This is a genomic window from Streptomyces sp. NBC_00328 (genome assembly GCF_036139655.1).
GTDB lineage: Bacteria > Actinomycetota > Actinomycetes > Streptomycetales > Streptomycetaceae > Streptomyces.
This window is the reverse complement of sequence record NZ_CP108013.1, coordinates 4035973-4059591: the sequence shown is the minus strand read 5'-3', so window position 1 is coordinate 4059591 and position 23619 is coordinate 4035973. Positions and strand designations below refer to the sequence as shown.

16 protein-coding genes are annotated in these 23619 nt (G+C 67.7%); 5 read left to right on the top strand and 11 right to left on the bottom strand.

Features of this window, described 5'->3' with window-relative positions; genetic code table 11:
• Position 1: 1 nt before the first annotated feature.
• Positions 2-577 (bottom strand): hypothetical protein, encoded by a 576-nt coding sequence (locus tag OG485_RS17720; protein ID WP_328669328.1) that lies wholly within the window; start codon positions 575-577, stop codon positions 2-4.
• A gap of 247 nt (positions 578-824) precedes the next feature.
• Positions 825-1127, bottom strand: coding sequence for a hypothetical protein (locus tag OG485_RS17715; protein WP_326787525.1), 303 nt, complete (start codon positions 1125-1127; stop codon positions 825-827).
• A gap of 142 nt (positions 1128-1269) precedes the next feature.
• Between OG485_RS17715 and OG485_RS17710 the strand changes: the two genes are divergently transcribed.
• Positions 1270-1962, top strand: coding sequence for a hypothetical protein (locus OG485_RS17710; protein ID WP_328669327.1), 693 nt, complete (start codon positions 1270-1272; stop codon positions 1960-1962).
• 56 nt (positions 1963-2018) lie between these two features.
• Here OG485_RS17710 and OG485_RS17705 read toward each other — a convergent pair whose 3' ends face one another.
• On the bottom strand, positions 2019-2234 hold the full coding sequence (locus tag OG485_RS17705; RefSeq protein WP_328669326.1) for a DUF397 domain-containing protein: 216 nt from the start codon (positions 2232-2234) through the stop codon (positions 2019-2021).
• Positions 2231-3079, bottom strand: a complete 849-nt coding sequence (locus OG485_RS17700; RefSeq protein ID WP_328669325.1) for a helix-turn-helix domain-containing protein — start codon at positions 3077-3079, stop codon at positions 2231-2233. Before OG485_RS17700 ends, OG485_RS17705 begins: the two co-directional genes overlap by 4 nt.
• 217 nt (positions 3080-3296) lie before the next feature.
• On the opposite strand from OG485_RS17700, the gene OG485_RS17695 reads away from it, so the two are divergent.
• Positions 3297-3953, top strand: a complete 657-nt coding sequence (locus OG485_RS17695) for an ATP-binding protein (RefSeq protein WP_328669324.1) — start codon at positions 3297-3299, stop codon at positions 3951-3953.
• Positions 3954-4087: 134 nt separating this feature from the next.
• On the opposite strand, the gene OG485_RS17690 is transcribed toward OG485_RS17695, so the two are convergent.
• The 4 genes from OG485_RS17690 to OG485_RS17675 are packed head-to-tail and all read right to left on the bottom strand — an operon-like array spanning position 4088 to position 15841.
• A complete protein-coding gene (locus OG485_RS17690) occupies positions 4088-5953 on the bottom strand; it encodes a DUF1998 domain-containing protein (protein WP_328669323.1) in 1866 nt (621 codons plus the stop codon).
• Complete coding sequence (locus tag OG485_RS17685) at positions 5950-9198, bottom strand: helicase-related protein (protein WP_328669322.1); 3249 nt, start codon at positions 9196-9198, stop codon at positions 5950-5952. The genes OG485_RS17690 and OG485_RS17685 overlap by 4 nt, the downstream gene beginning before the upstream one ends.
• On the bottom strand, positions 9195-11099 hold the full coding sequence (locus OG485_RS17680; protein WP_328669321.1) for a UvrD-helicase domain-containing protein: 1905 nt from the start codon (positions 11097-11099) through the stop codon (positions 9195-9197). Before OG485_RS17680 ends, OG485_RS17685 begins: the two co-directional genes overlap by 4 nt.
• Positions 11096-15841: a DEAD/DEAH box helicase gene (locus tag OG485_RS17675; protein WP_328669320.1), complete on the bottom strand. Its 4746-nt coding sequence runs from the start codon at positions 15839-15841 to the stop codon at positions 11096-11098. The genes OG485_RS17680 and OG485_RS17675 overlap by 4 nt, the downstream gene beginning before the upstream one ends.
• A 774-nt stretch (positions 15842-16615) precedes the next feature.
• On the opposite strand from OG485_RS17675, the gene OG485_RS17670 reads away from it, so the two are divergent.
• Genes OG485_RS17670 through OG485_RS17660 form a run of 3 tightly spaced genes read left to right on the top strand, consistent with a single transcriptional unit; the run spans position 16616 to position 20633 of the window.
• A complete protein-coding gene (locus OG485_RS17670; RefSeq protein WP_328669319.1) occupies positions 16616-18766 on the top strand; it encodes a helix-turn-helix domain-containing protein in 2151 nt (716 codons plus the stop codon).
• Positions 18763-19758, top strand: a complete 996-nt coding sequence (locus tag OG485_RS17665; RefSeq protein WP_328669318.1) for a hypothetical protein — start codon at positions 18763-18765, stop codon at positions 19756-19758. Before OG485_RS17670 ends, OG485_RS17665 begins: the two co-directional genes overlap by 4 nt.
• On the top strand, positions 19755-20633 hold the full coding sequence (locus tag OG485_RS17660) for a DUF6339 family protein (RefSeq protein WP_328669317.1): 879 nt from the start codon (positions 19755-19757) through the stop codon (positions 20631-20633). The genes OG485_RS17665 and OG485_RS17660 overlap by 4 nt, the downstream gene beginning before the upstream one ends.
• On the opposite strand, the gene OG485_RS17655 is transcribed toward OG485_RS17660, so the two are convergent.
• From OG485_RS17655 to OG485_RS17645, 3 genes are read right to left on the bottom strand one after another with little or no spacing between them, the layout of a single operon-like run.
• Complete coding sequence (locus OG485_RS17655; protein ID WP_328669316.1) at positions 20608-22200, bottom strand: DNA cytosine methyltransferase; 1593 nt, start codon at positions 22198-22200, stop codon at positions 20608-20610. The genes OG485_RS17660 and OG485_RS17655 overlap by 26 nt on opposite strands.
• On the bottom strand, positions 22197-23204 hold the full coding sequence (locus tag OG485_RS17650) for a DNA cytosine methyltransferase (protein ID WP_328669315.1): 1008 nt from the start codon (positions 23202-23204) through the stop codon (positions 22197-22199). Before OG485_RS17650 ends, OG485_RS17655 begins: the two co-directional genes overlap by 4 nt.
• Complete coding sequence (locus OG485_RS17645; protein ID WP_328674519.1) at positions 23192-23602, bottom strand: very short patch repair endonuclease; 411 nt, start codon at positions 23600-23602, stop codon at positions 23192-23194. Before OG485_RS17645 ends, OG485_RS17650 begins: the two co-directional genes overlap by 13 nt.
• Positions 23603-23619 lie beyond the last annotated feature (17 nt).

The following is a 23619-nucleotide window of genomic DNA, read 5'->3' as shown; positions in this document are numbered from 1 at the left end:
ATCAGTCCTTCAGGGACTGCTCCTTGGCGATCGCGGCCTGCTTGGTCGCGGACAACGCCTTGTCGAACTGTCCGGGAGTGACGCCGAGGCGCTTCGCGATGGCCGCGAACTCCGGACTCCGCGGGTCGACGCTGTGCCGGTCCGCCAGGGCGAACAGTTCCTTGACGGCTTGCCGCGCCGATCCCAGGCTCACGCCCAATCGGGCGGAGAGCCCCTTCGCGAAGGGCTCCACGAGCCCCGCCTGCTCCTCCGAAGGCTTGCCCTTGCCATGGTCCTTGCCTGTTGCGAGCACCTTGGCTTTGACGGCCGCGGGGTCAACGGTCTTGCCTGTTGCGAGCACCTTGGCTTTGACGGCCGCGGGGTCAATGGCCTTACCTCCTGCGAGCGCCTTGGCCTTGTCCTCGGCCTTGGCGGCCGCGAGTTCCCTTTCCTTGGCGGCCCTCGCCCTGTCGGCCCACGGGGACGTGGTCGGCTTTCCGCCGGGCGACGGGGCCGAGGACGCGGACGCCGACCCGGTCAGACAGATCGCCGCGGTGGCCGCGGCCGCCATGGCGGTCCACCGTGTCCTGCTCTTCATGCGTGACGTTTGTGGCGTGCGTGACGTACCTGTCATACGTGCTCTCCTTAGCGCTCGCGGGCGGTCCGGCGGCTGCCGTCACCCACGGCCGAGAAGACCATGCGGAACTCAAGGGAACTCTCACGAAAGCTTAGGCCGACCTTAGAGCCCCTCCGTTTCGGCTGAGGCTGGGCCGTGAGGTACTCCTCGACGCGGCTCCGGCACTCCCGGTTGATGTCCGGAGCTCCCGGGCAGGCCCTTTCGTCGTTCAGGCGCGGCGGTCGGCCACGGCCCAGGAGGCGAGGGCCATGGCACCGGCGACACCGAAGACGGCGGGCCAGGCGCCCACCTTCTTGGCCAGCGGATGCGACCCGGCGAACGCGGCGACGTACCCGGCGGTCAGCACCCCGGCGGCCACCCCGCCGGCCTCCTGCTTCCACTGCCGCGCAGCGGTGACCCCGGCGGCGGCGAGCACGACCCCGCCGAGCTGCCGCTTCCTCGTCCACCGGGCGACGCCGTACCCACCGACAAGCCCCGCGGCGGCCACCATCGAGGCCGGTACCTTCGCCATTACTGCCTCCTTGTTCGTCACCCGAGGCTAACCCCGGTCCGGGCCCGACGGGCGCGCGGGTGGCCGCGGGCCGGGTGAGGCCTGGTCGCCACTCGGGGCCGCCCCGGACCCACTGTCGGTGGTACCCGGTTGGATGGGCCGTATGACAGCCCGAGACATCGCCGCCGCCCTGCCCGACATCGACTCCCTGAAGAATCTCTGCCGATCGATGGCCATGGCCGAGGCGATACTGAACCCCGACGGCGAGCTCTTCTACTCGTACAGCGCCGAGTGGTCCGAGACCGAGCAAGTGGCCTCGATGCGCAACGGCTCGGGCGACGAGTTCGACATCGTCTTCGCGCCCGTCGGGGCGTACATCCGCGGCTTCGACCACGAGTCCCCTTTGAGCCCGTACCGGCACGAGGACGGGCCGGAGCCCTGGCCAGGCGTGCTGGACTCGGTGCCCGAGGCTTTCCGCTGCTACGTCGAGGAGCCGGCCTTCACGGACGAGGACGGATGCCCTGTGGTGACGGCGTGCCTGTGGCGCGAGACGGGCGCCCCGTCCTGGCAGACGGGTCAGATCACCTACCCTGCCGACCACCCGGACCCCGACGGCTCGGCCCGGCTCTTCGAGCTCCTGCTCGCCCCGACCCCGGAGGCGTTCCAGGCGTTCGCCGAGGACTACTACGAGATGCCGGTGGACATCGAGGCCCTTCGCCAGGTGTACGAGCTGCGTCCGCTCGGGCTGCCCCAGATCATCGCGCTCAACTCCGGGGCTTCCGTCTCCGAAGTGGTCGTGGCCGCGAGGGAGATGGGATATCCCCTGGCCGACGATCTGCGGTCGGACGCGTCATGACGCCGGCGTGCCGGAACCGCGCTTCGACGGCTGCACGCGACCAGGTCCACCGACGGTCAACGCTCCAGGGTCTCCTGGGCCAGGGCACGGAGGAAGGCATGCCAACTCCGACGGCCGACGGTGACGACGGAGCCGGGGTCGGCCTTGGAATCGCGTATCAACGTGTCCTGACCGATGTGGGCGCATTCGACACACTCGCCTCCGGCGCCGTTGCTGTACGAGGACTTGAACCATGCCGAACCGGTGAGGACGGCGGATTCTGCAATGCTCATCGTGCGTAATCCTTCAGGACCGATTCGATCAACTCTTTGGATCGCTGAGGGCTCAGGGCGGCAGCTCTCAAACCGTCGAACGCCCGGGTGTACTCCCGAACATGATGCTCGCCCTCCAGGTAGATGGCGTCGGTGATGCCGTCCCGATACACGATGTCCGGATCCTCCGGGTCGGGAAACCCGAGCATCGTGAACGACCCGGTGGCCGGGTAGGTGCCTGAGTCGAAGGGCAGGACCTGCAACGTCACGGACGGCGACTCCGCCGACTCCAGGACGCGTTCGAGTTGCTCACGCATCAGGGCCCGATCTCCGATGACATTGCGGAGGGTGCCTTCGTTCACGATGAACCAGGCATCCGGACCGTCGGGCCGAGTGAGCATGGACTGCCGTTCCAGCCTGACGCGCACCGCACGGTCGATGTCGGTGGGCGTCATGTGCGCTCCGGTCCTGTGGAGTTCGGAGGCGTACGCCGTGGTCTGCATGAGACCGGGCAGCAACTCGCACTGGTACTGGCGGAACGTGGACGCGTCCTGCTCCAGGCCGATGTAGATCGAGAACCAGTCGGGGACTCCGGAGCCGTGCGCCTGCCACCAACCGCGTGTTCTGGCCTGTCGGGCCAGTGACTTCAGGAACTCACGCAACTCGTCACCGGTGGAGTAGAACCGGCACAGGGCATCGACGTCGGACGGCTGGACCCTGCCGCTGCCCGTCTCCATCCGATTGACCTTGGAGCCACTCCAGTCCAGCGCCTCACCGACCTGTGCGCAGGTCAGTTCGCTCTGCTCACGGAGCTTCTTCAACTCGATCGAGAGACGTCGCCGTCGTGCAGTCGGTGAACCGGCCATCCCAAACCCTCTCCTGGTAACGGGCGTTCAGTCTTTCGCCAAGGGGTGTGCTTGCCAATCACTCGGAAGTGGGAATCCCGCCGTGCACATTGCACAACGGGATGAGCGCACGCCACTCTGATGCACGGCGCAACTCCCCGTGAGAGTGCGTGACGCTCCGTTGATCGTGTGGAGATGGCATGCGGCGAGAGAGGTCTTCGTGATCCGAGAAACGTGTATGTCGCGGAAGCCTTGGGAACTGGACTTCACCGCGGAACCCGAGGAAGTGGCCGCCCTGCGCCGCGTCATGCGGTTGCATCTGGGGGTCTGGGGCCTGCACGAGGTCACCGACGCGGCCCAGTTGTGCGTCAGCGAGTTGGTGTCCAACATCATCAAGCACGTGGGGGTGGGCACCCCGGCCACGCTCGGTGTCTCGATGAACGGCTCCCGCCTCCGCATCGAGTTGCACGATCCGGACACACGCGCTCGGCCCACCCTCGTCGAGGCGGGTTCCGACTGTGAGGCCGGGCGAGGTATGGCCATCGTCGATGCGATCGCCGACCGTTGGGGTGTCCTGCTGCGCACCGACCGAAAAGTGACATGGTGCGAATTGACGACGGGACCGAACACGTCGAACGGCCAGGTGGACGGAGCCGCGGTCGCGCGGGCCGAAGCCCTTCTGAGTCTCCGCGAAGCCACAGGATCGGCTTGTGAGGGGACCCCGAACAGATTGAGCAGGACGCTCGCGGCAGAGGCGGCGAGCGACGTGATCGTGGACGTCCTCCACTGGCTGCGCGCACGTGACTGCGACGAGGAGGAGGTCCTGGACAGAGCCCAGATCCGCTTCGAGACGCAGATCTCGGAAGCTCCAGGTCGACCTCGCCGGGCTCCGTGATGAAGAGGCGTGGAGAGTCGTGCGCTGGAGGCGACGGCTGCTTCGAGACTCTGATCGTGCACTCGAAGCAGCCGTCGCCTCCACCGAGTCGTCGGCGGACGCGGTCTGCCGCCGACGTTCCTCTGTCTGTGGTGTCAGCGGGCCTGTATGTTCGCGAAGAATCCCAGGTCAGGATCTTCCGGGGTGCCGACGAGCAGCGCGCGGTCGAGCAGGATGTTGTTGTGCTCGCAGCTCGTCTCGGGGAGCATCACGCAGGCGTGACAGGCGGCGAGGTTCGTCCCGCCGGTGCCGGACACCTCGGTCTCCATGCAGAGCGGGTCGGAGGAACACCACTCGGCACGGCGAACGGCCGAACGGATCGTGCGATCGAGGAGAGCCGGCTCGCCCTGGGCGACGAGACCGCCGAGACTGCCCGCAGAGTCGCTCGTCGCTGTGTAGACGAGCACCCCTGCCATGTCGTCGGTGGCGTACAGACGCTCGCGCAGAGCCGCGGCCGGGTACCCCGACTCCAGACTCCACTCGTTTATGAGGACATGGGCCAGAGTGTGCAGCAACACCATGCGCGGGACGGCCGGGGAAGGGGCGACCTGGCTCGGGTCGCCGGCTCGCTGCTCCAGAACCCGTTGATGAGCGGTGCGCATCCGCTCGACCCGGGCGGCCACCGCTGCCGCCTTCTCCCAGGTGCCGAGTCGGTCCTCGTCCAGCCGGAGGAAGACGCCCTCGCCCCGTACCTCCATGGCCGGTAGCCAGCGCAGGGAGGCGTCGGAGAGCGGCATCTCCTTCGATTCGGTCGTCGACTCGGGATCGGCGAGGCGGGTGAAGGCCTTCAGCGCGCGTACCTCGCGGAGCTTCTTGACCAGCATCGGGCCGGTGACACCGAGCGGACCGAGCACGCTGTGGTCGCCCAGCGGGGTCTCGCAGACGAACTGCTCGTCGCGGGAGTGCTCGCTCCCGTCGTTGCCCGAGCGGAGACGCTCGTACTCCTTGTTGCGCAGGGCGCGGTACCGATGGTCGAAAGTGGGGGCCGCCTGCCCGTCGGGGTCCTCCTCGCGCTCGGCGTCGAGCAGCGTCATCACCTCGTCCAGCGAGACAGGGCAATTCCCCTTGAAGACGCCCTTGAGATAGATCTCGACGTGATCGCGACTGTCGTACTCGCGGAGCGCGTCCCAATGCTCGGCGAGCGGATCCGCGCGGCCGTTGCTCCACGGCGGGATGGAGAGCGCAGACTTCAGTACCGGCTGCCACACAGCCGAAGAACCGCGCTGGAGCGTGCGCAGGGGCAGTCCGCACTCCTGGGCGGGGGCGGATGAGCCGAGCCACGGGCGGGTGCCGTGGCACTTGAGTCCCAGATCCTTGAGCGCGTTCCTGCGGAAGGAACCCTCCATCGAGACCTCGGAGGCCTTTCCGCAGGTACAGGAGACGAGAATGGAGCGGAGCGAGGACGTCCGCCCGGACGAGCGCAACCTGAGCCTCCCGCCGCACAGTCCGGTCGTCGAGGCTCCGCGTTCGGTCGAGCGGTGTACCCACTGCCAGTACGGGAACTCTCCGAGGTGTCCGGCCTCGCAGGCGACGACGAAACGGGAGGGGACGAGGTCGACCTCACACGTGCCGCAGATGCTTCGACCGGCGGGCGGGTTGAAGTCGCGGTGTCGTTGCAGTTCGGTGCACTCGGGGCAGGAGTGCATCAAAGGGAAACGTCGGACTCGTAGGCCGTCCTTGCTGCCGTCGTCGGACGCGGGCGGAAGCCGGAAGTAGTCGACACCGAGCAGGCGGGCCAGACGTCGTTCGTGGATCCGCGGAGACTCGTCGGCGTTCCAGCTCGCGTCCGCCCCGTCCAGCCCCGAGACGACGAAGGACTCCTGGTCGACGGCTATGAGCGATCCGACACCGTACGTGGTGATCGCCTGGGCGCGGCGGACCGTACCGCGCCGCGGAAGATTGTGGGCGGGGGCGGAACCGTTCGCGCCGTTCCGGCGACGACGGGCGGGGGGCGGGGTCATCGGGTTCCCTCCATGAACAGGGCGGACTCGGCGTCGACGTCGCGCAGGCTCCACAGCGTGGACCACCCGCCGTCCTCGGACTCGTCGTCGTAGGACTTGAGGAGCGAGGGGGCACGACTGCCCCTGGGGGGTTCGAAGAGCAGACCGCTGTGGATGTCGGCCTCGTCGCACCACCAGTCGACGAACTCGTCGAAGGCCTGGGAGACGGCGGAGGTCTCCTCCGGGGTGACCGCGGCCGCACGGTCCAGCAGCACGGATCTGATGCGTCCCCGGAGGATGTGTTCGTAGGACTCGACCTTGCCGGCGCCCTCGTTGGGACGGGCCGTCGGGATCATGATGCGGGCGAGAGCGACGATCACCGCGTGCAGGCCCCGCTCGCGTGCGCGGGCGGAGAACGGTGTCACGGAAGTCGATTCGACCTCGCGGTAGAGGGCCGAGTGGAAGTGCTGGAAGCTCTCGTAGTGCGAACGGTCCCGAGAGCGGGACGAGTTGAGCATGACCGCGACCAGTCCGGGGTGCGAGCGTCCGACCCGGCTGGTGGCCTGGATGTACTCGGCGGTCGTCTGCGGCTGGCCCATCACGGCCATGAGACCGAGACGGTCCACGTCCACGCCCACCGCGATCATGTTGGTGGCGAGCAGCACGTCCACGCTGTCCTCGTCAGGGAGCCTCTTCTCGATGCCCTTCAGGCGTGTGGGGATCTCGCTGGCGTCGATTCGGCTCGTCAGCTCCGAGTAGTTGGTGACCGAGCGGACCTCCACTCCCTCGCGCTCGGCAAGCAGCTCCAGATAGGCCACAACGTCGTCATGGACCTGGAGTTCGGCCGCGGACAGCAGCCGGAGGCTGTTGAAGTAGCCGACGAGACTCCAGTACGCGTCGCGCACCTCGGCCTCGGTCTTTGCCTGCTTGGCCCGGTGCAACAGAGTGGCGTACGTACGGATCAGCAGGGTGGACTGACTGGTGCCGGGGGCCAGGAGGCCGACGTAGCGGCGGCTCGCCTTCTCCTCGCGCGGTGTTTCCACGGCGAACCACGAGTCGCGGGCATCCAGACCGGCGGGCGGGAACTGCCGTACGCCGCGGGCGAAGAGGTGGCGACCCTGGTCGGCTGCTCGGCGAATGGTCGCCGTGGAGGCGATCACCTTGGGGCGGTCGGCAAGCGCGTCGACGGCGGTTTCGTACAGGCCGGTGAGCGTTCCCAACGGTCCTGAGATCAAGTGAAGTTCGTCCTGGACGATCAGTTCCGGAGGCGGGGTGGCGTCGTCCGGGTCGTCGAGGTTGAAGAGCGCGGAGGTCGCCGGCCGCCACGGCATCGAGGCGAACTTGTCGACAGTGGCGATCACCAGCGTCGGACGTGCGTCGTACACCGCTTCGTCGATCAGGTGGACGGGCAGGCCGCCGGTGAAGTCGCAGTCCGTGCCGGGGCAGCAGATATGCATCCGCTTGGCGTCCTCGTCGACCTCGTAGTCCCGGGCATCGAGGTGGGTCCCGCACCAGGGACAGGCGTGCAACTGGACGGGGTTCTCGGTGGCGAGGCGCTTACCGAGGCTCTTCTGCAGCTCGCCGAGTCTCAGGCTCGCTTCGGCCAGCTTGTTGGGGGTGGCCGAACGTCCCACCCACATGCCGACGGAGAACTCCTCATGGCCCAACTCGGGTGTGTGGCGTCGCATGTGTTCCATAGCGCAGAGCAGGATCGCCGCGCGCTCGAACTGCTGGAGGGTGAGAAGGCGCAGCGTGTAGCGCATGAGGACGGTGACACCGCCACCGTGCGCGCCCTTGCGGATGCGGCGCAGGAACGACGTGAGGGCGATCAGCCCGAGATAGGCCTCCGTCTTGCCACCACCGGTGGGGAACCACAACAGGTCGGACACCTTCCGGTCGCGGTGCCCGGGATCGTCGATGCCTGCCAGGCAGAGGAGCACGAACGCGATCTGGAAGGGGCGCCAGCGACCGGCGGCCGGATCGGGGGAGTCGACGCGTCCGTTCTTCACCCAGGCGCTGCGGGCGCGCTGCTCGGCCATGGCACGGTTGGCCAGTCGGAACGCCCTCATCAGATCGGGCTTGGTCCGGAGCAGCTCGATGCCTTCACGGATCCGGTCGAGCGCCTCGCAGCAGGCTTCCACCTGGGCCGAAGCGGGCTTCTCGTGCGTGCTGCCCGTCAGGGCCGCAGCTTCGATCGCCTTACGGTCGATCCACAAGGCGTAGCCCATGGCCAGCTCCTCCAGAGCGGCCAGGACCTCGGCGTCGGACTTCTCAGCCAGCCCCAGCATGGACAGCGCCGAGCTGTCGATCTCCGGATTGGAGTCGGTGAGCAGCACCTCCACGGTGGGCACGAACTCGCTCCGCACCTCGGGGACCGCGGCCTGAACGGTGTCGGTCACCCCGATCGGCGGTGGAGTCCAGTCCCATTCGGCGGAGCAGCCGTGGCCGACGGCGAAGGTCGGGGCGTGACGGTGCAGCAGCCGACTGGTGGCGATCTCCGGGTCATGGGCGGCGGCCGGGGCGGGACGCTCGACGAACGCCGTGGAGCCGTCGGCGGCCCGTACCGTCAGACCGCACTGGAACAGGGAGAACGCGTCCTGGAGATCCCGCTCGCCGATCTTCTGAGTGTTGATCAGTGTGACGGTGATCGTGACCGTGCCGGTGGCGGGGTCGGGGCGACGGACGTTCACCCGCAGTTGGACCCTGTCCTCGAGCTTTTCACGCTTGTCGCTGTCGGGCGTCGTGGCGTCGACCTGGAAGTCCGGGAGTTCGAGTTCCTTGCGTCGCCACCGCTCCCGCTGGTCGGCGGTGGTGCGGGCCTCGGCACGGCGGGCCGGGATCGGGTTGCCGTCCGCGTCGGTGGGCTCGTAGACGGCGGCGCGCGCCGAGACCACGATCGTGCTTGTGCCCGGGGCGACCGCGAAGGTCAGGCCCATCGAGGAAGGACGACGGTCCGCCGTGGCGCCGACGTCCTGTGCGGTGCCGGACTCCTCGACGTCGTCGCGGGGGAGCAGCGGGGTGTCGTCCAGGCCAATGTGTTCGGCGGAGTCCTCGTTCTTCCGCTCCTGCGCAGCTTTGTCGGCGGCACGCGGGTACAGCACGCCGGTGAGATAGCGATCGATCGGCGCGTCCTGGGTGAGCACCTCGTCCCGGTCGTCCGGCTCGGCGTTCTCGGCGGGGCCGAGGAGCTCACGGCGGAGTCCCGCCAGGAGTTCCTCGTCCCGGACCCGATAGTGCTCGGAGTGCCGACCTGATGTCTGCGTCACGCGCTCTGCTCCTTGTTGTCGTCGGCTCTCCGGTACCGTCCGATGCCGGTGATCCGCGGGGCGATCCACACGCCCCGGCCACCGAGCCCCGCGTTGGCACCGGCGGCGGTGCTGCCCGTCACGGTTTCCAGGGTGTCGATCCACAGGTCGTGGATCTCGTCGGGCCACCAGGGATCCCAGGTGCGGTTCACCTTCTGCACCTGGAACAGCTCCTCCCGGAACCGTTGCGAAGCCTCGCCGATCTCGCGCCCTTGGTGCAGCAGGACGTACGGCGGGCTCTGGGTCTCGCCCATCGGTACGTCATGGCGCCTGCGCAGCATCACTTCCTGGCCGGAGCGGACCTGTTCCAGGAGATATGCCTGGGTGGCGACGGCGTCCGTCTCGTGGCCGGGCGGGTCGTCCCGGCACACGTCGCCCGCCTCGGCGACGATCCCGTACCTGTCGTACGACCGCCACGACCCGAGATAGCGACGGCCGTCGCGCCCGTGTCCCGCATTCCTGAAGTGCGGCAGTTCGGGAGAGGGCGCGTGGTACAGGTCGTGGCGGGCGCGTGTCATTGCCACGTAGAGCGCGCGGACCTCGGCGGGCAGGTCGAGATCCTCCTTGTGACGCTTGTGGAGTTCCGCGACGGTCGGCGGGGCCAGGACGATCACGCGGTCGAACTCGAGGCCCTTGGCCCGATGCACGGTGGAGACGAGGATCCGGGCGGTCTCCGGGGCGGCGGCCTCGTCGGGGAACCGGCCGTCGGCGACCGCGCGACGCAACCGGTCCAGATCGACCACACCGCGTCCGGATCCGCGTGCGACTCGACGCAGCACCGTCCACAGGGCGCCGGCGTTCGGTTCGTAGCCGAGCGGGATCTCCGCGAGGAGGGCACGGAACCGGTCCTCGGTGAGACCTGTCGCTTCCGTGCGGCGCAGCAGCTCGGCGACCCAGTACGGCACCGGACGCTCTTCGAGAGGGCGCCGCAGTCGGTGTGCGACACCGTGCGCGTGCAGCAGGCCGGACACCACCAGCGCCTGCCGGTTGTCACGGGTGAGGATGGCGCACGTGTCCGAGAGATCCCGCAGACCGTCCAGGGTGAACTCGTCGTCGAGGTCGCCCATGCTGTTCGCCGGGTCCAGGAGGAGGTCGCGCAGCTCGTCGTAGAGCGTTCCCGCCTCGTCCGGGTCGGTGAGCTGCTGCAGGCGGGGGCCGTGCGCCAGCGCGACCCGGGCCTCGTCAGTGGTGGCCCGGAAGTTCCGGGTGAGACGCAGCTCCACCAGGTCGTCGAGGTAGGAGCAGCGCAGCCAGTCGAAGAACCGGCCGGTTTCGTCGGTACGTTCGTCCAGGTCCGCGATCTGGAATCCGTACACGGACTGGGCGGCGTCGCCGACGACGGTGAAACCGCAAGTGTCCTGGTATCGGTCGAGGAGAGTCTCCACCAGTTCGCGACGGCCGCCCAGCAGGTCCTGGACCTCGTCGATCACGACATGCGAGGGCGGTACGGCGTCGCCGACCTCCAACGCGCCCTTTCCGATCGCGCGGGTCGCGGCGGCTATGCGCTCGTCGAATCCGACCGATCCCCACTCGCCGTCCGGATGCGCCTGGAGGAGTGCTTCGTAGGCCCACGAGTCGAAGGTCCGGGCCCGCACCCGATGGGCCCGTTCTCCGTGCCGGGAGATCCGTTCGCGCAGTTCCCGGGCGGCGGCCCGGGAGAACGTGAGCACCAGGATCTCGGCTGCCTCCAACGCCTCGTCCGGGTTCTCGTTGCCGCACAGCGCGTCGAGCCGGCGCACCAGGGTGTGCGTCTTCCCCGCCCCGGCTCCGGCGGTGACCAGGACACGCGCGTCCCAAGGCTGTTCGACCACGGCCCGCTGCTCGTCGGTGAGCGGGGGGCTGTCGAGGTAGGCGTCGATCACTTTCTGCTCCAGAGGTGCTCGAACTGGGTGAAGGCGAGTTGGGTGTCGAAGTTGGCGATGTTGTCGCTGACGTTGAGGATCAGGCAGGTGTCCTCGCCGCCGTTCCTGGGGCCGCGCAGACCGCGCCCGATCATCTGCTGGTAGACGTTGGTGCTGTAGACCGGGCGGGCCACCACCACGACACGTGTGGAGGGAGCGTCGAACCCCTGCGTCAGGACTCCGTAGTTGGTGAGGACCCGGATGCGTCCCGCGCGGAAGTCCTCGATGCGCCGACGCCTGTCCTGCGCGCTGGTGGTCGAGTCCACGGCGGCGGCCGGAATCCCGCGGTCGTTGAGCATGGCCGCCAGGTACTTGGCGTGATCCACAGAGGTGGCGAAGAGCAGTGTCGGCCAGTCCTCCGGGAGACCGACGACCTCGTCCACGATGCGGCGGCTGCGTACGTGGTCGTCGGCGAGCCGCTGCTCGGCGGCGCGGGAGAGCGTCGCCATGCGGTCGGCCTGCGCCTTCTCCTCAGGCTTCAGTTCGATCCGGCCGCCTTCCAGAGTGCGGTGCTCCACCTGCGCGAGCATCCCCCATTCCTGGAGGTCCCGGTACGGATCGCCGGACGGGAAGACACCCTCGTCGAGACGCCGGTTGCCGAAGCGGTTGACCAGCCTACGTGTCTCCTCCTCGTTGGTGTTGCGGAACGGAGTGGCGGTCAGACCGAGAAGATGCCGCCCGGTTTCGTACTGCGTGAGCCCCAGCTGCGTCAGTATTCCGGTGTACCGCTTGGAGATGGCAGTGTGGGCCTCGTCCACGATCACCAGCGCGGCCTGTCGCAGCCAGGCGTACTGGTCGGTGCTCAGGCACCGCTCCAGCTTGGCGTCCGTGGCGACCACCAGATGCGGGTGCTCGACCACGTTCCCCACCTCGTGACTGCTCCACAGTCGGCTGATGGTGAGCGGTCGCTCCGCGCCCACCCTGTTCCACACGAACTTCCAGCTCTGCACGGCCTGTTCGCACAGCTCCTCGGTCTGAGCGATCCACAACAGCGGACCTCCAAGGTCTCCGACCCGCTTCACCCAGCGGATCACGGCCTCGGACGTGACCCGCGTCTTGCCCGCGCCGGTGGGCAGAGACAACATGGCGCGTTGCGGTGCCAGCCGGTCGAGCAGGGTGGTGATGTTGCGTACCAGGTCTTCCTGGTAGGCGTGGAGGCGAGGGAAGTCCCGAGGTCCGTCCACCGTCTCGAAGGCGGGCGGTGAGGGAGTCTTGGAACCGGCGAAGCTCACCGGCAGCCTCAGGTCCGACACGAACGCCACGGCGGCAGGCGAACCGCCGTAAGCCACCGGCGCGTCGGGGAATCTGGCCTGGATGTCGCGGGCGTGCTCCTGGAGCACGCCGTCGCCGTGCGAGTTGAAGGCCATCTGCGCGATCCGGTGCCCGGAGGGCTCGGCGCCATCGCTCTCCTGCAGCTCGGCGTCCATCAGCCCGTCGGGCAGCCCGGTGCGCAGGGCTTCCGCGCCGATCAGCAGCTCGATCTTGGTGACCACGTCGTCGGCGTCGCGTACGGCCTGCCGGGCCGCTTTCATCTCGCTGTCCCGTGCCATGCGTTCCTGGTGATCCAACACAGCCCTGCAGCCGGCGGCACCGAGACCGAGCTTCAGTTCCCGGTCGATCAGCCGCAGCATCGGCTCGGAGGCCAGGGGGACACGGACCTTGACCGTACCGCCCTGGCGCACCGCGTCGAGGGGGCGGGGCTTCACGCCGTTCAGAGTCCGGGTCACCTCTTCCAGCTCCGTGCACCGTTGTACCAGCGTGTTCCGGTTGCCGCTGTTCAGCCGCTGCCGGAGGGCGGGGTACAGCTCCACGAGCGGGACCGGGTCACCGTCCGGGACTTCTCGGGTCTCCAGGGCGATGGCGTCGGCGTAACGCTTCATGCCCCACTTCTCGATCATCAGCTCGGCGTCCTCAGGGGTCGCCACCAGCAGGGCAGGAAGCTGTTCCGCGCGCAGTGCCCGGTACTCGGTCGAGCCGATCGCGACGGTGATCTCCTCGTCGGGGCGGGTGTCCCAGGTGTCGCCGATCCTGCAGCGAGTCAGGGAGTCCTCGGGGAATGCGGCGTCGAATCGGGTCAGCATCACGTAGGTGTTGCCCACGAAGGCGTCGTCCTCGCTCCGGGTCACCTCCGACAGGAGAGTTTCCCAGTGCTCGGCCGGGACCTCGTCGACCGTGATGGGCAGGCGCAGCTTGCGAGCCTTCTCCGGGGAGATGTCGGCGACAGGCAGCACATCTCGGTAGGCGGCGAGCTGGGGTCCGACAGCCTCCCGCAACGACTTGAGGCCCTGAGAGGTGGAGACGGAACCGTACTTCCGCAGCATCCAACGGATCGGCGACACCACGGCCCGGCGGGTGCTCGTCTGGGCGCCGATCTGTCGCGTCCAGTTGTCCACCACGGCCTCGTCCGGAAGCGCCTTCAGGAAAGCCGCGCGCGATTCCTGCGAGAGCGATCGGAAGAGGTGCAGCGGACCACCGATCGGAGACCCCTCCACCTTCATCCTGTTGATGCCGGCGCGAGGGGCGTCCGGGGCGCGCAGGTAGGAAGTGTGGACGGCTTCCCGGTATTCCTCGAACCAGGCCTCGCCCTCCGGACGCATCGAGCTCGACGGGCGTTCACGCAGGCCGATCTCGCGGAAGAAGGCGAGGTCGTCGGAGTGGAACCGCACGTCGACGGCGACGCCCGGGTCGCGCGTCGCGTCGACCACCGCACCCGGCAGCATGCAGTCGCGTACCGGTCGGAACTTCCCGTCCGCAGTCCGTACCCGCAGGGTCTCGCGGGCGTTCGGCACCTGCTGAAGCACCGTGTGGGTCAGACGGCGACCGCCGGCCTGACGGAACAGGTCCCAGAACCGCTCCCACTCGGCGTCCGCGTAGTCCTCGAAGCCCTGGTCGAGCACGCTGATGAACCGGCCTTCGATGTCGGCCTCGCGGATGCCGAGGAGGTCGAGGGCGGAGACGAGCCTCGGGTCCTGCGCGATCTCGCCGACCACGTACTTCAGGGACTCGCGCAGCCCGTCCTCGTCCGTACGCCGGAACACCTGGCCGGGCACAGGGGCGACGAGGCCGTGCTCCTCGGTGAGCACGATCTCGGCCTTGCGGGCCTCCTCGGCGTATGGCGACTTGCTCTTGATCATGTCGGCGAGGATGCGGATCGCCGTGGCGGACGCCTCGGCGTTGCCGCACGCGACCAGGGCCTCCAGCCATTCGCGCACGCCCGCCCGCTTGTGACCGGCCGCACCGAGAATGTGTTCGACCTTGCCCGAACGCAGCGTGTCGGCTTCGGCGTTCGGGTGCAGCCAGTTCGACGGGCGGCCGGGAGCCTCGTGCCACATCCGCAGCCAGCCAGCGTTCTTGTCCTTGTCGAGTCGCGGAGCGACGAGCAGCTCGGTGGGGACGCGCAGCACACCCTCCTGGTCAGGCAGTGACGGACGGACGGCCGCTCGTTCCCAGATCTCCCGGGTCAGGAACTCGTCGGCCCAACTGATCGCCTCCTTCACCCGGCCGGGCAGCAGCGGGAGGTACGCGGCAGGGTCCTCGGCGGGAGACAGACGGGCAAGGGAGTCGATCACCAGCGTCGCCGAGACCTTGACCATCTCCTCGTTGAACGGCGAGGAGTCGAGCAGGTTCTGCCGGTCCTCGTTCGTCTTCCAGGCGCCGTTGAGAATGCCGCTGAGGGACATCTCGTACTTGGTCGGGAAGAAGGACCAGAAGCGACCCCGCCCCCGCGCCTGGGGGCTGACGTGGAGCCCGCTCTTCTTGTCCTTCTCCAGCGCGGGTACGGCCCAGGCGAGGTCCAGAGCGAGCCGGTCGTGCAGTTCGCCGGCGTCGGCCCGAGCTGCCGGACCGGGTTCGTGCGTGGTGGAGAAGACCCGCCAGCGGGTGCTGAAAGCCGGCCTTCCCGTCCTTTCCTCCACCATGGTGTGCAGGTCACCGGACTGTTTGCTCGTCAGCACGCGCCGGACGACCGGCCGAGGTCGACGGTCTTCGAGGACGACCTTCGCCACGTGCGGGGAGAGCAACTGGAACCCGAGGGGGAACTCCTCGCGGGTCGATCCGGCGGTCGTCCGCCCACCGTGCATGTCCAGCGCCAACCGGTCGGCGGCTCCGGCGAGCAACGGCAGGCGGACGACGGTCGTGGCCCAACCCAGCAACTCGTCGAGGACGGTGTCCTGAGCCCGCTCCGCGTCCGTGTCTAGGGGACGCGCCATACGCAGCACCGGTGCCTCGAACCGCTCACCCAGACGCTCCCGCACGCCGGGAACCGAAAGGATCTTCCCAAGTGCCCATTCGCGGTCGAATCCGAAGGAGCCGGAGCTGCTGAAGAACTGCGGGGTGTCGGTTACGACCAGAACAGATTTCACGCCCACGCCGAAACGTCCGATCTGCCCTCCTCGCTTGCGCGACATGCTCATTCGAAGGATGGTTTCCGCGCCTTCGGGGGTCACCGGTTCGCCCTCGTTGGCGCAGTAGAGGTGCGTGCCGGTGAGGACGACCTGGACGGAACCCCCGGGCTCGGCGGCGATTTCGTCGGCTGCGTTCTGCACGAGTTCGAAGAGCTGACGGTCGCCATACCCTCCTTGGGTGATACGGCGTTCTCCGTTGGCGTGCTCGGGGACGAGTCCGGGGTCGACCTCATAGGTCTGCAGGACGCGAGACGACTGTTCGACGACAGTGGGAATGACCGAAAGCGGGGAAGCGGGCATGCTTCTTCACGGCTCCTGTGATGGACGGCATGGTGTAAAGGGGACGACGGAGTCGGGCACGAAGTGGTAAGAACCCGTTTGACCTGTGGTGATGCGGTCCGGCGAGCTGCGAGCTCGCTGATCGCGCGTCCAGAGGAGACCGGTTGTTCAGTCGTCGTCGAGGCCGATGAATCTGTAACTGTGACCGAAGAGGTCGCCGAATTCCTCGACTGTCATACCGAACGAGTCGAGAATCTGCTTCCTTTCCGTGTCGGAGCTGGCTAAGGAGAGCTGTAAGGACACGGAGTGAATTTCACGCAGTGAATGAGGGGTGCAGTGATACGGGGATTCCGGCTCCCCGGGAGGGTCTTCCATGGGAATTCAGCGTCCTCCGGTTTCCTGTCGAGAGCCCCTGCGGCAGCAGCATGTTCGGGCTGTGTAAATGTAAAACGGTACAACTCACCCATTGCCGCACGGGAGTTCTCCGAGCGGGGCGGGCAATGCCGCCGCCGACGATCCTAGGGCGAGTCACCCGTTCGTGTCACCCCAATTCGCTTGCGAGTTACTGGAGTTGACGTCTCCGCTTTGCGTTGCGCGTTTGCGTTCGGGATTCGGCGACTCGAGAGGTGTAAATTACCCAGAATTCCTAAACCGGGCATACTGTTTAAATTGGACTTGCGGTGGTCGATGGTGTCGATCGGTCGCGTCAAACGGCAGTTGACGTGTTTCGAGGCGTCAAATTAGTCTGTCCGTGATCGTGGACACAACGACATACGGCGAAAAGTGGGAGGCCCCATGGAGGTCGGTGAGGAGTTCGGGCCCTGGTTGTCCCGTCAGCTCAAAATCGCGGGCAAGACGCAGGCGGAGCTGGCTGATGAGTTGGGTCTGACCAGAGCTGCGGTCTCAGCGTGGATCACCAAACGTTCTGTCCCGCGCCCGACCGTCATGGGGGAGATCGCCAAGGCGCTCGGCACGGACCTGGGCACCGTGCACACCCGGACCACCGATACGCAGGCCGGCCTCCCGGTCACCTGGTACCACCGACCCGGCTACCAGGACGGAGGACGCGACGGCGGGAACGCCGCGGCCTTTGCCTTCGACGCGGACGTCCAGGTCCTCGCGCGCGAGACTTGTCAGAACAGCCTCGATGAGCGGTTGGTGGAGAACGGACGCCCCGTCCGGGTGCGCTACACCCTCCATGAACTCACCGGCGAGAAGCTGGAGGCGTTCCGCGCCGCCCTGCTCTGGGACGAACTCCAACCCCATTACTCGGCGGTCTCCGAGTCCGCCGCCGATCAGAAGGTCGGCCGTGTCGTGGACGCCGGAGTGCGCGACATGTTCGAGAAGGGTCGCCTGATCCTCCTCCGGATCGACGACTACAACGCCTCGGGCCTCACCGGCGACGACTACGACGACGGCAAGTTTGCGGCGGTCGTCCGCAGACAGTTGGAAAGCCTCAAGTCGGGTCGTGGTGCGGGCGGCTCCTACGGCCTCGGCAAGGCGACGCTCTGGGCCACCAGCGCGCTGGGCATGGTGCTCATCAACTCCACGCTCTCCGTGCCGCACGAGGGTCGCACCGAGCGCCGCGTCATCGGGCGGCTGGAGCTGCCGTGGCGTTCCGTCGACGGCATCTCGTACGCGGGCCCTGCCTGGCTGGGCCGCCCCGATCCCGAGACGCACAACGCGGAGGTGGTCCGCTCCTGGTGGGCGGACGACGAGACGGTCAAGCGACTTCATCTCGACCGTGACAGCGACGAGCCGGGCACCTCCTTCCTCATCGTCGGCGCGCATGACGTGGCGAGTCTCGCCCCTGAGAAGACGGACACCAGCGACGAGGACGACAACGGCGGTGACTCCGACGGCACCCACGACATCGAGGCCATGCACCGGCGCCTCGTCGAAGCTCTGGGCCGGGACTTCTGGGCGGCCATGACCGGAGGTGGCAGCAGGCTCCCCTTGCTGGAGACCTACGTCCGTACGCTCCGCAACGGGGAGGTCGTCCTCGAAGAGGAGAAGGTCGACCCACTGAAGGAACAGCCCTCGCGGACCCGGGCACTGCGTGCCTTCTACGAAGGGACGACCGTTGACCGGCTCACCCAGGCCGGTCAGGTGGCGCTCCGTACGGTTCCGCTGCGTCTGCCCATGTCGGGAGGGCGCTCCGGTGTGCTTGGCACCCATCAAGGAGTCCTTCTGGTCACGGACGCGGAAGAAGGTGACGACGCGCACAACCAGGTCCACTCGCTCCGGGGCAATCGAATGACCATCAAGAGGTCAGGAGTGCCCAGGCTGCCGTTGGGCGTGAATCCGTTCCAAGCGGTTCTCCTGCTGGGACACGCGGCCAGGGAGTCCGCGCCCTTCGCGGTGGAGGCCGAGGAGTTCCTGCGTGCCGCCGAACCACCCGAGCACGACCGCTGGGGACAGACGGAAGAGCTGACGCTCCGCTGGTCGCACACCGCCCACAACCGCATCAGCAGACTAACCGCCGAGGTCAACACGGCCGTGAAGGAACTGGTTGTCCGGCCGAAGAGCAACGGCTCGCAGGAGAGCGCCAAGCTGCGCAAGAAACTCACCGTCCCGCGCAAGAGCGTCGTGCCGAAGCGTGGCTCCGGGCCGGTCTTGCCCGAACTGGACGAACTCCAAGCCGAGATCGGCGCCAGCCGGGAGTGGCGGATCACTGCGGAGGTGAAACTGCCGCGGGCCGAAGAGCTGCCCGCCATGACACCAGTGGTGCTTCTCGACGTCCGGTCCGGCAGCCGCCCCAGGCTGGACTGGGCCGAACTCGTCGCCGTGGAGGGCTGCGAGGTCGAGGACGGCGCGCTCCGCTTCACCCCGCACGCCCGCCGTGCGGTCTTCCGGGGCTCCACCGACCCCACCAGCCATCCGGTCCGCACCGAACTCACGCGGCTCGTACTCGAACTCCGTGCCGGTACGGGGAGTGAGGCATGAAGTTCTATCCGTACAAGCGACTCAACCGTCCCATCGCCCTGAGAGTGACCGCGGCCTCCCTGAAGCTCCCCGACGGCACGCGTGACCACCTGGACACCTCGGCGTACTCCACCCCCCAGCGGACCGTGGCCCTGGGCGTCGCGCAGCACGAGGACTGGGTGACCGCCAGGATCGGCCTGTCCGCCACCCTGCCACCCGGCGCCACCGACCCCGACGCTCCGTGGAGCGACCTGCGGGTCCTGGTGGTGCTCACCGACGGCGACACCAACGTGCGCACCACGGTCGACCTGCGGCAGGACGCCGCGGGAAGCAAGGAGTGGTCCGGTCAGATCGAGGTGCTCCGCGACGACCACGTGGGACGCGCCGAACTGGTGGCCCACGCCGTGGCCACGGTGGACGGCGTGCGGGGCAGGGCGATCACCGAGACCGACCTCCCCTGGACGGTCGACATGGTCGCCGAGGAGCCCCTCGGAGGCCTGCGGCTCGACGTGAAGCAGGCGAGCTTCTCCAAGAGCGCCCGGGAATGGTTGCGCCCCTACGCCGAGGCGCCCTGGGTAGTCGACGCTTCGGGCCGGCTGCCGTTGGTGATGGTCAACACCGATGTCGAGGGGCTCTCCGATCTGCTCGGCGGTGAGACCGGGGGAATGGAGAACAAGGTCCACGAGCTGCTGGTCTCCCAGATGGCCACCGACGTGTGGACGGCGGTGTTCCACAGTGCCGTCGGCGACCTGGAGGTCGAACCCGACGGATCGCCCGTCTTCCCCGGCGACTGGCGGGGGGAGGTGCTGCGGGAGATGCTCCCCGACGTGGTGCCGGGCCGGCGCGTCGAGGAGGCGCTGCGTCAGGTGCACCGTCGTCGGACCGGCGACGCGGGATGGGTGGAACTTCAGACCCGTGTCCATTACGCCGCTGTGCGCCGCGCCGGTGCGCGTCAGGCGCTCGCCAACGTCCTGCGCACGCTCCAGCAGAACAACCGAGAGGACAGCCAGTGATCGAGCAGCCGCATCACCTTCCCGAGCGGCTCGGTCTGCTTTCTGCGACGGCCGCCGACCCCTTCCTCACCGAGGATCTCCTCCGGGGGATCCAGGGGCATCGGGGCGTCGATCTGGCCAAGGTCGTCGAACCGCTGCCCGAGGACGACGCCCGGTGGTTGGCGGAACCCCTCAGGGAGCTCGTCGACGACGCACTGCACCAGTTCAGGGACAACCGGACGGACGCCGACGCCTGGCTGGCGCCCCGCCTGCATGCCGCTCTGCGCCTCACCCGGGGGGAAGCTGCCGACAGGAGGATCTGGAACCACCTCGCGCTCGCCATCGCCCCGGACTACGTGGCGTGGCGACACCCACCCACATCCTCGTCGGGTCGGGCCGAGCCCCGCATCAACCCGGCGCGTTTCAAGGGCGCTCCCGACCGTCAGTGCTTCTCACGTCTGTGGTGGGCGGCGGAGATGTTCCGCAACGGTGGGGACTACTCGCCGGTCGTGAAGGCCTGTTCCAACCAGGAATTCCTCCACTTCGCGCTCCGTGTGGAGCTGGTCGACCACCGCCCCACCGCTCAAGCTCTGGTCCGGGTCATGGAACGAGGGGTCGTGAGCGGCACGCGGGAGGTCAACGGCCTGGTGGCGGCGATCAACACCGCCGGCGCCACCTTGGTGTACGACGCGTTGGCCCCGGACGAGCCGCGTGACCCAGAGGTGCTCCGGCGGTGGATAGCGGAGGCCGAGTCCGCGCTCCCGGTGCCGCGCCACGACCTGCCGACCGGACCCGACGAGGAGCCCGTCCCGGAGAAGTCCGTGCTCGCGCTCACCGAGTGCTTCGCGGAACTCTTCGAGACGGCTCCGATCAGGGGCCGGACACCTCAGGGGTGAGCGGGAGGGGGTGCCTACGCGCGAGTTGGTGCCCCTTCAGATCGCGGTGCCGATGGATTCGTACCGGTTCAGCGGGCTGTTTCCACGTCAAGAGTTCCTCGACAGCTAGCTTCATCCTGTCATCGACCTCTTGACGGCCCAGTTCAGGTTCGAGTACGTGTCGCAGCACGTGCAGGGCGAGCCTGGGAGGCACGGCGTTGCCGATCTGTTGTGACACATCATTGCCTCGCCAGGGGTACTCGACGGGGAATGTCTGGAGCACCCCTGCTTCAGTAGGAGTGAATCGGTCGAATTCGGAGAGATCTCTGTTGGTGCCCTTGTGGACCAGGCGGTTGCGTGACACCTTCCCGGTGATCGTCGCGGACGGCGCGTCGTAGTCGCGTTCGCCGCGCGCCTCGGGATCTCCACCGGTCCCGTAGTTCGAGATCACAGTGAAGGCGGGGCGCTCGGGCAGGTCCTTCTTGACGCTCTGCTCCGTCTCGACACTCCGCGCCGTCTCAAGAGCCTTCTTTATGGAGATACAGGGATCTTTCTGATCTTCCAAGGGGAGGGGGTCTGCACGGCCTGCCTTCGATGATTGGGCGGAGGAGCCCCCCGGCCGGTAGCGCTCATGAGTTTCGGGAACCTTGGGGAGGGGGGCGAGCCCGGTCGGGGAGGCTGTCGGATCGAGGCGTGCCATCAGCACCGCGCGCCGACGGGTCTGCGGGACCCCGAATTCCTCGGTGTGCATCAGCTGCGTGCCGGTCCGATAACCGAGAGTCGCCAGAACCTTGGCGTACTCCTTCCACACCGGCATCACTGCGGGAACCTGCTCGAGAACGACGGCCTGGTAGGGCTCCGAGCCAGGGCGTCTGCTCCTCTCGATCACCCACCACAGAGGTTGCAGGACCAATCCCGTCCGCTCGTCGCCGAACTCCTCGAGCTTGTCCTTGAGCTTGTCGAGCTCATCGCTCAGTTCGCTGAATTCCTTGAGCAGAACCATGAATTCGCCGTCAGGGGAATCAACATTCTGCGGGGCTCTGAGTTGTTTCATGATCTTCTTGACCGAGTCTGCCGAGATCCCCAGGTGCTCCAGGCGGTTCTTCATAGCCCTGCGTTTCGCGGACCTGACCTCCTCGACCTTGCGCTTCTCGGACCTGACCTCCTTGGCTTCGATCTCCCTCCGCCTCAGCTCTTCGGAGATCTGCCGCCAGGTGTGGAAGATCTCCCTCCAGCCCTGTTCGTTCTCGGGCCGTACGGCCGTGTGCAAGCGCTCGATGTACTCCAACACCTGGTCGAGCGCCCTGCGGCCCGCGCCGTGCCCCGCCACCGTGAAGGTCTGGCACGGAGGGCCACCGGTCAGCACCTGGGCGCGCGGGAAGAAGGCTGCGCGGTAGTGCCGGACATCGCCCTGGAAGGTGTCCATTCCCGCCGCACTGCGGGTGGCGCATGCCCCTTTGTCCCACTCGATCCCGGTGACCTCGTGTCCCAGGACATGTGCTGCCACATCCAGCCCACCCGGGCCCGCAAATAGGTCCAAAATGCGAAAACGTGCAGGTGGAGAGTCTTCTGTGGCGATGTGGCTCATGGGCTTGAAGTGTAGCCGGCGTGAGGGGGTGATGGTGTCTGCAATGCCTGGGCCACCGCCTGACCCAGTGCCTTGCCGACAGGCGGTGGTGCGGCGTTGCCCACCTGGCGGTAGCGGGCGGTCTTTCCACCGGCGAAGCGCCAGTCCGGGGGGAACCCTTGAAGGAGTGCTGTCTGGTCCACGGTGATCCGTACCAGTCCGTCGTTGCCGAGGGACGGATCCCACTTGAAGTCGGGACCGGGTGGCTCGTTCCCGAACGATTTCGTGTAGACCCCCATCCGTCGCCACTTGGCCTTCGTGCCGCTCGGTCCGAAGTCCGGGCCTCCGTGGGTCTTGGATCCACCCACCAGGGTCGGCGCCACACTCGTCGCCTGGGCTGCCCAGCGGTCGGCGTCCGGCCAGCCGCCGGAACGCATCGACGGCGCGAGCGCCGCCCCGACGGACAGATGCTGGTGGACGGTCGGGCGAGGTGGCAGGAAGGCACCGGCCCACCGATGCTTCACGGCCACAAGAATGCCCTGCTTGCGATCCTGGGGGACGCCGAAGTCCGAGGCGTTCAAGATGAACCAGGTCAGCTCGTAGCCGAGATGCTCCAGCTCTTTGTGGAGGAAGTCCCGTACCGGTGCGAGCGACTCCTCGTCGACCAGAGTGGGCACGTTCTCGATGACCAGTGCACGTGGCTGGACGGCATGGACGAGATAGGCCGTCGCCTGGATGAGGCGGATCTCGGTGTCCGAGGATCGGCGCGTCACCGTCGCGCTGGACTGGACTCGAGGGAGGCCCGCCGCCAGTAGATCGACGTCGTACACCTCCGGATGGTCCATGGGGTCGAAGTCGAGAAGATCCGCATTCAGCACCTTCCAGTGCGGACGGTTGACTTTGAGGGTGTCGCAGGCGTATTGCTCGATATCCAGCAGGAGCCGAGGAACGAACCCCGCCCGTTCCAGCCCGAGGGCGAGCCCGCCCGCTCCGGAGCACACATCGACGAAGGTCAGATCCCCCACGCTTCCCCCTTGCCCGAGCGTCCTGTCAGACGCTGCTCCACGGCCGCTTTCACCCGGACGACAACTTCCTCGGGCGCTTCGTGTTCCCAGAACCGCAACACCGTCCACCCCCGCGCGGTCAGGTGCTCCGTCGTCTCTCGATCACGTGCCATGTTCCGGTCCAGCTTCTGCCGCCACCACTCCGCGTTCGCCTTCGGCTGCGTCGCGTGTTCCGGGCACCCGTGCCAGAAGCAGCCGTCGATCAGGACGGCCACCTTGGCTCGGGTGAACGCCACGTCGATGCGTCGTCGTGCCATGCCCGGCACCGGGTACTCCACGCGATAGCGCAGGCCGGCCGCATGCAGGAGGCGTCGCACGACCAGCTCGGCGTTCGTGTCCTTGCTGGCCTGGCGGGACATGCGTGCGGAGACGCCGG

Bases quoted from the DNA above. Each gene is read 5' to 3' on its own strand.
- OG485_RS17710 (WP_328669327.1), top strand. From the start codon at position 1,270: ATGACAGCCCGAGACATCGCCGCCGCCCTGCCCGACATCGACTCCCTG.
- OG485_RS17645 (WP_328674519.1), bottom strand. From the start codon at position 23,602: ATGTCCCGCCAGGCCAGCAAGGACACGAACGCCGAGCTGGTCGTGCGA.
- OG485_RS17690 (WP_328669323.1), bottom strand. From the start codon at position 5,953: ATGACCCCGCCCCCCGCCCGTCGTCGCCGGAACGGCGCGAACGGTTCC.
- OG485_RS17715 (WP_326787525.1), bottom strand. From the start codon at position 1,127: ATGGCGAAGGTACCGGCCTCGATGGTGGCCGCCGCGGGGCTTGTCGGT.
- OG485_RS17705 (WP_328669326.1), bottom strand. From the start codon at position 2,234: ATGAGCATTGCAGAATCCGCCGTCCTCACCGGTTCGGCATGGTTCAAG.
- OG485_RS17720 (WP_328669328.1), bottom strand. From the start codon at position 577: ATGAAGAGCAGGACACGGTGGACCGCCATGGCGGCCGCGGCCACCGCG.
- OG485_RS17655 (WP_328669316.1), bottom strand. From the start codon at position 22,200: ATGAGCCACATCGCCACAGAAGACTCTCCACCTGCACGTTTTCGCATT.
- OG485_RS17665 (WP_328669318.1), top strand. From the start codon at position 18,763: ATGAAGTTCTATCCGTACAAGCGACTCAACCGTCCCATCGCCCTGAGA.
- OG485_RS17670 (WP_328669319.1), top strand. From the start codon at position 16,616: ATGGAGGTCGGTGAGGAGTTCGGGCCCTGGTTGTCCCGTCAGCTCAAA.
- OG485_RS17700 (WP_328669325.1), bottom strand. From the start codon at position 3,079: ATGGCCGGTTCACCGACTGCACGACGGCGACGTCTCTCGATCGAGTTG.
- OG485_RS17675 (WP_328669320.1), bottom strand. From the start codon at position 15,841: ATGCCCGCTTCCCCGCTTTCGGTCATTCCCACTGTCGTCGAACAGTCG.
- OG485_RS17695 (WP_328669324.1), top strand. From the start codon at position 3,297: ATGTCGCGGAAGCCTTGGGAACTGGACTTCACCGCGGAACCCGAGGAA.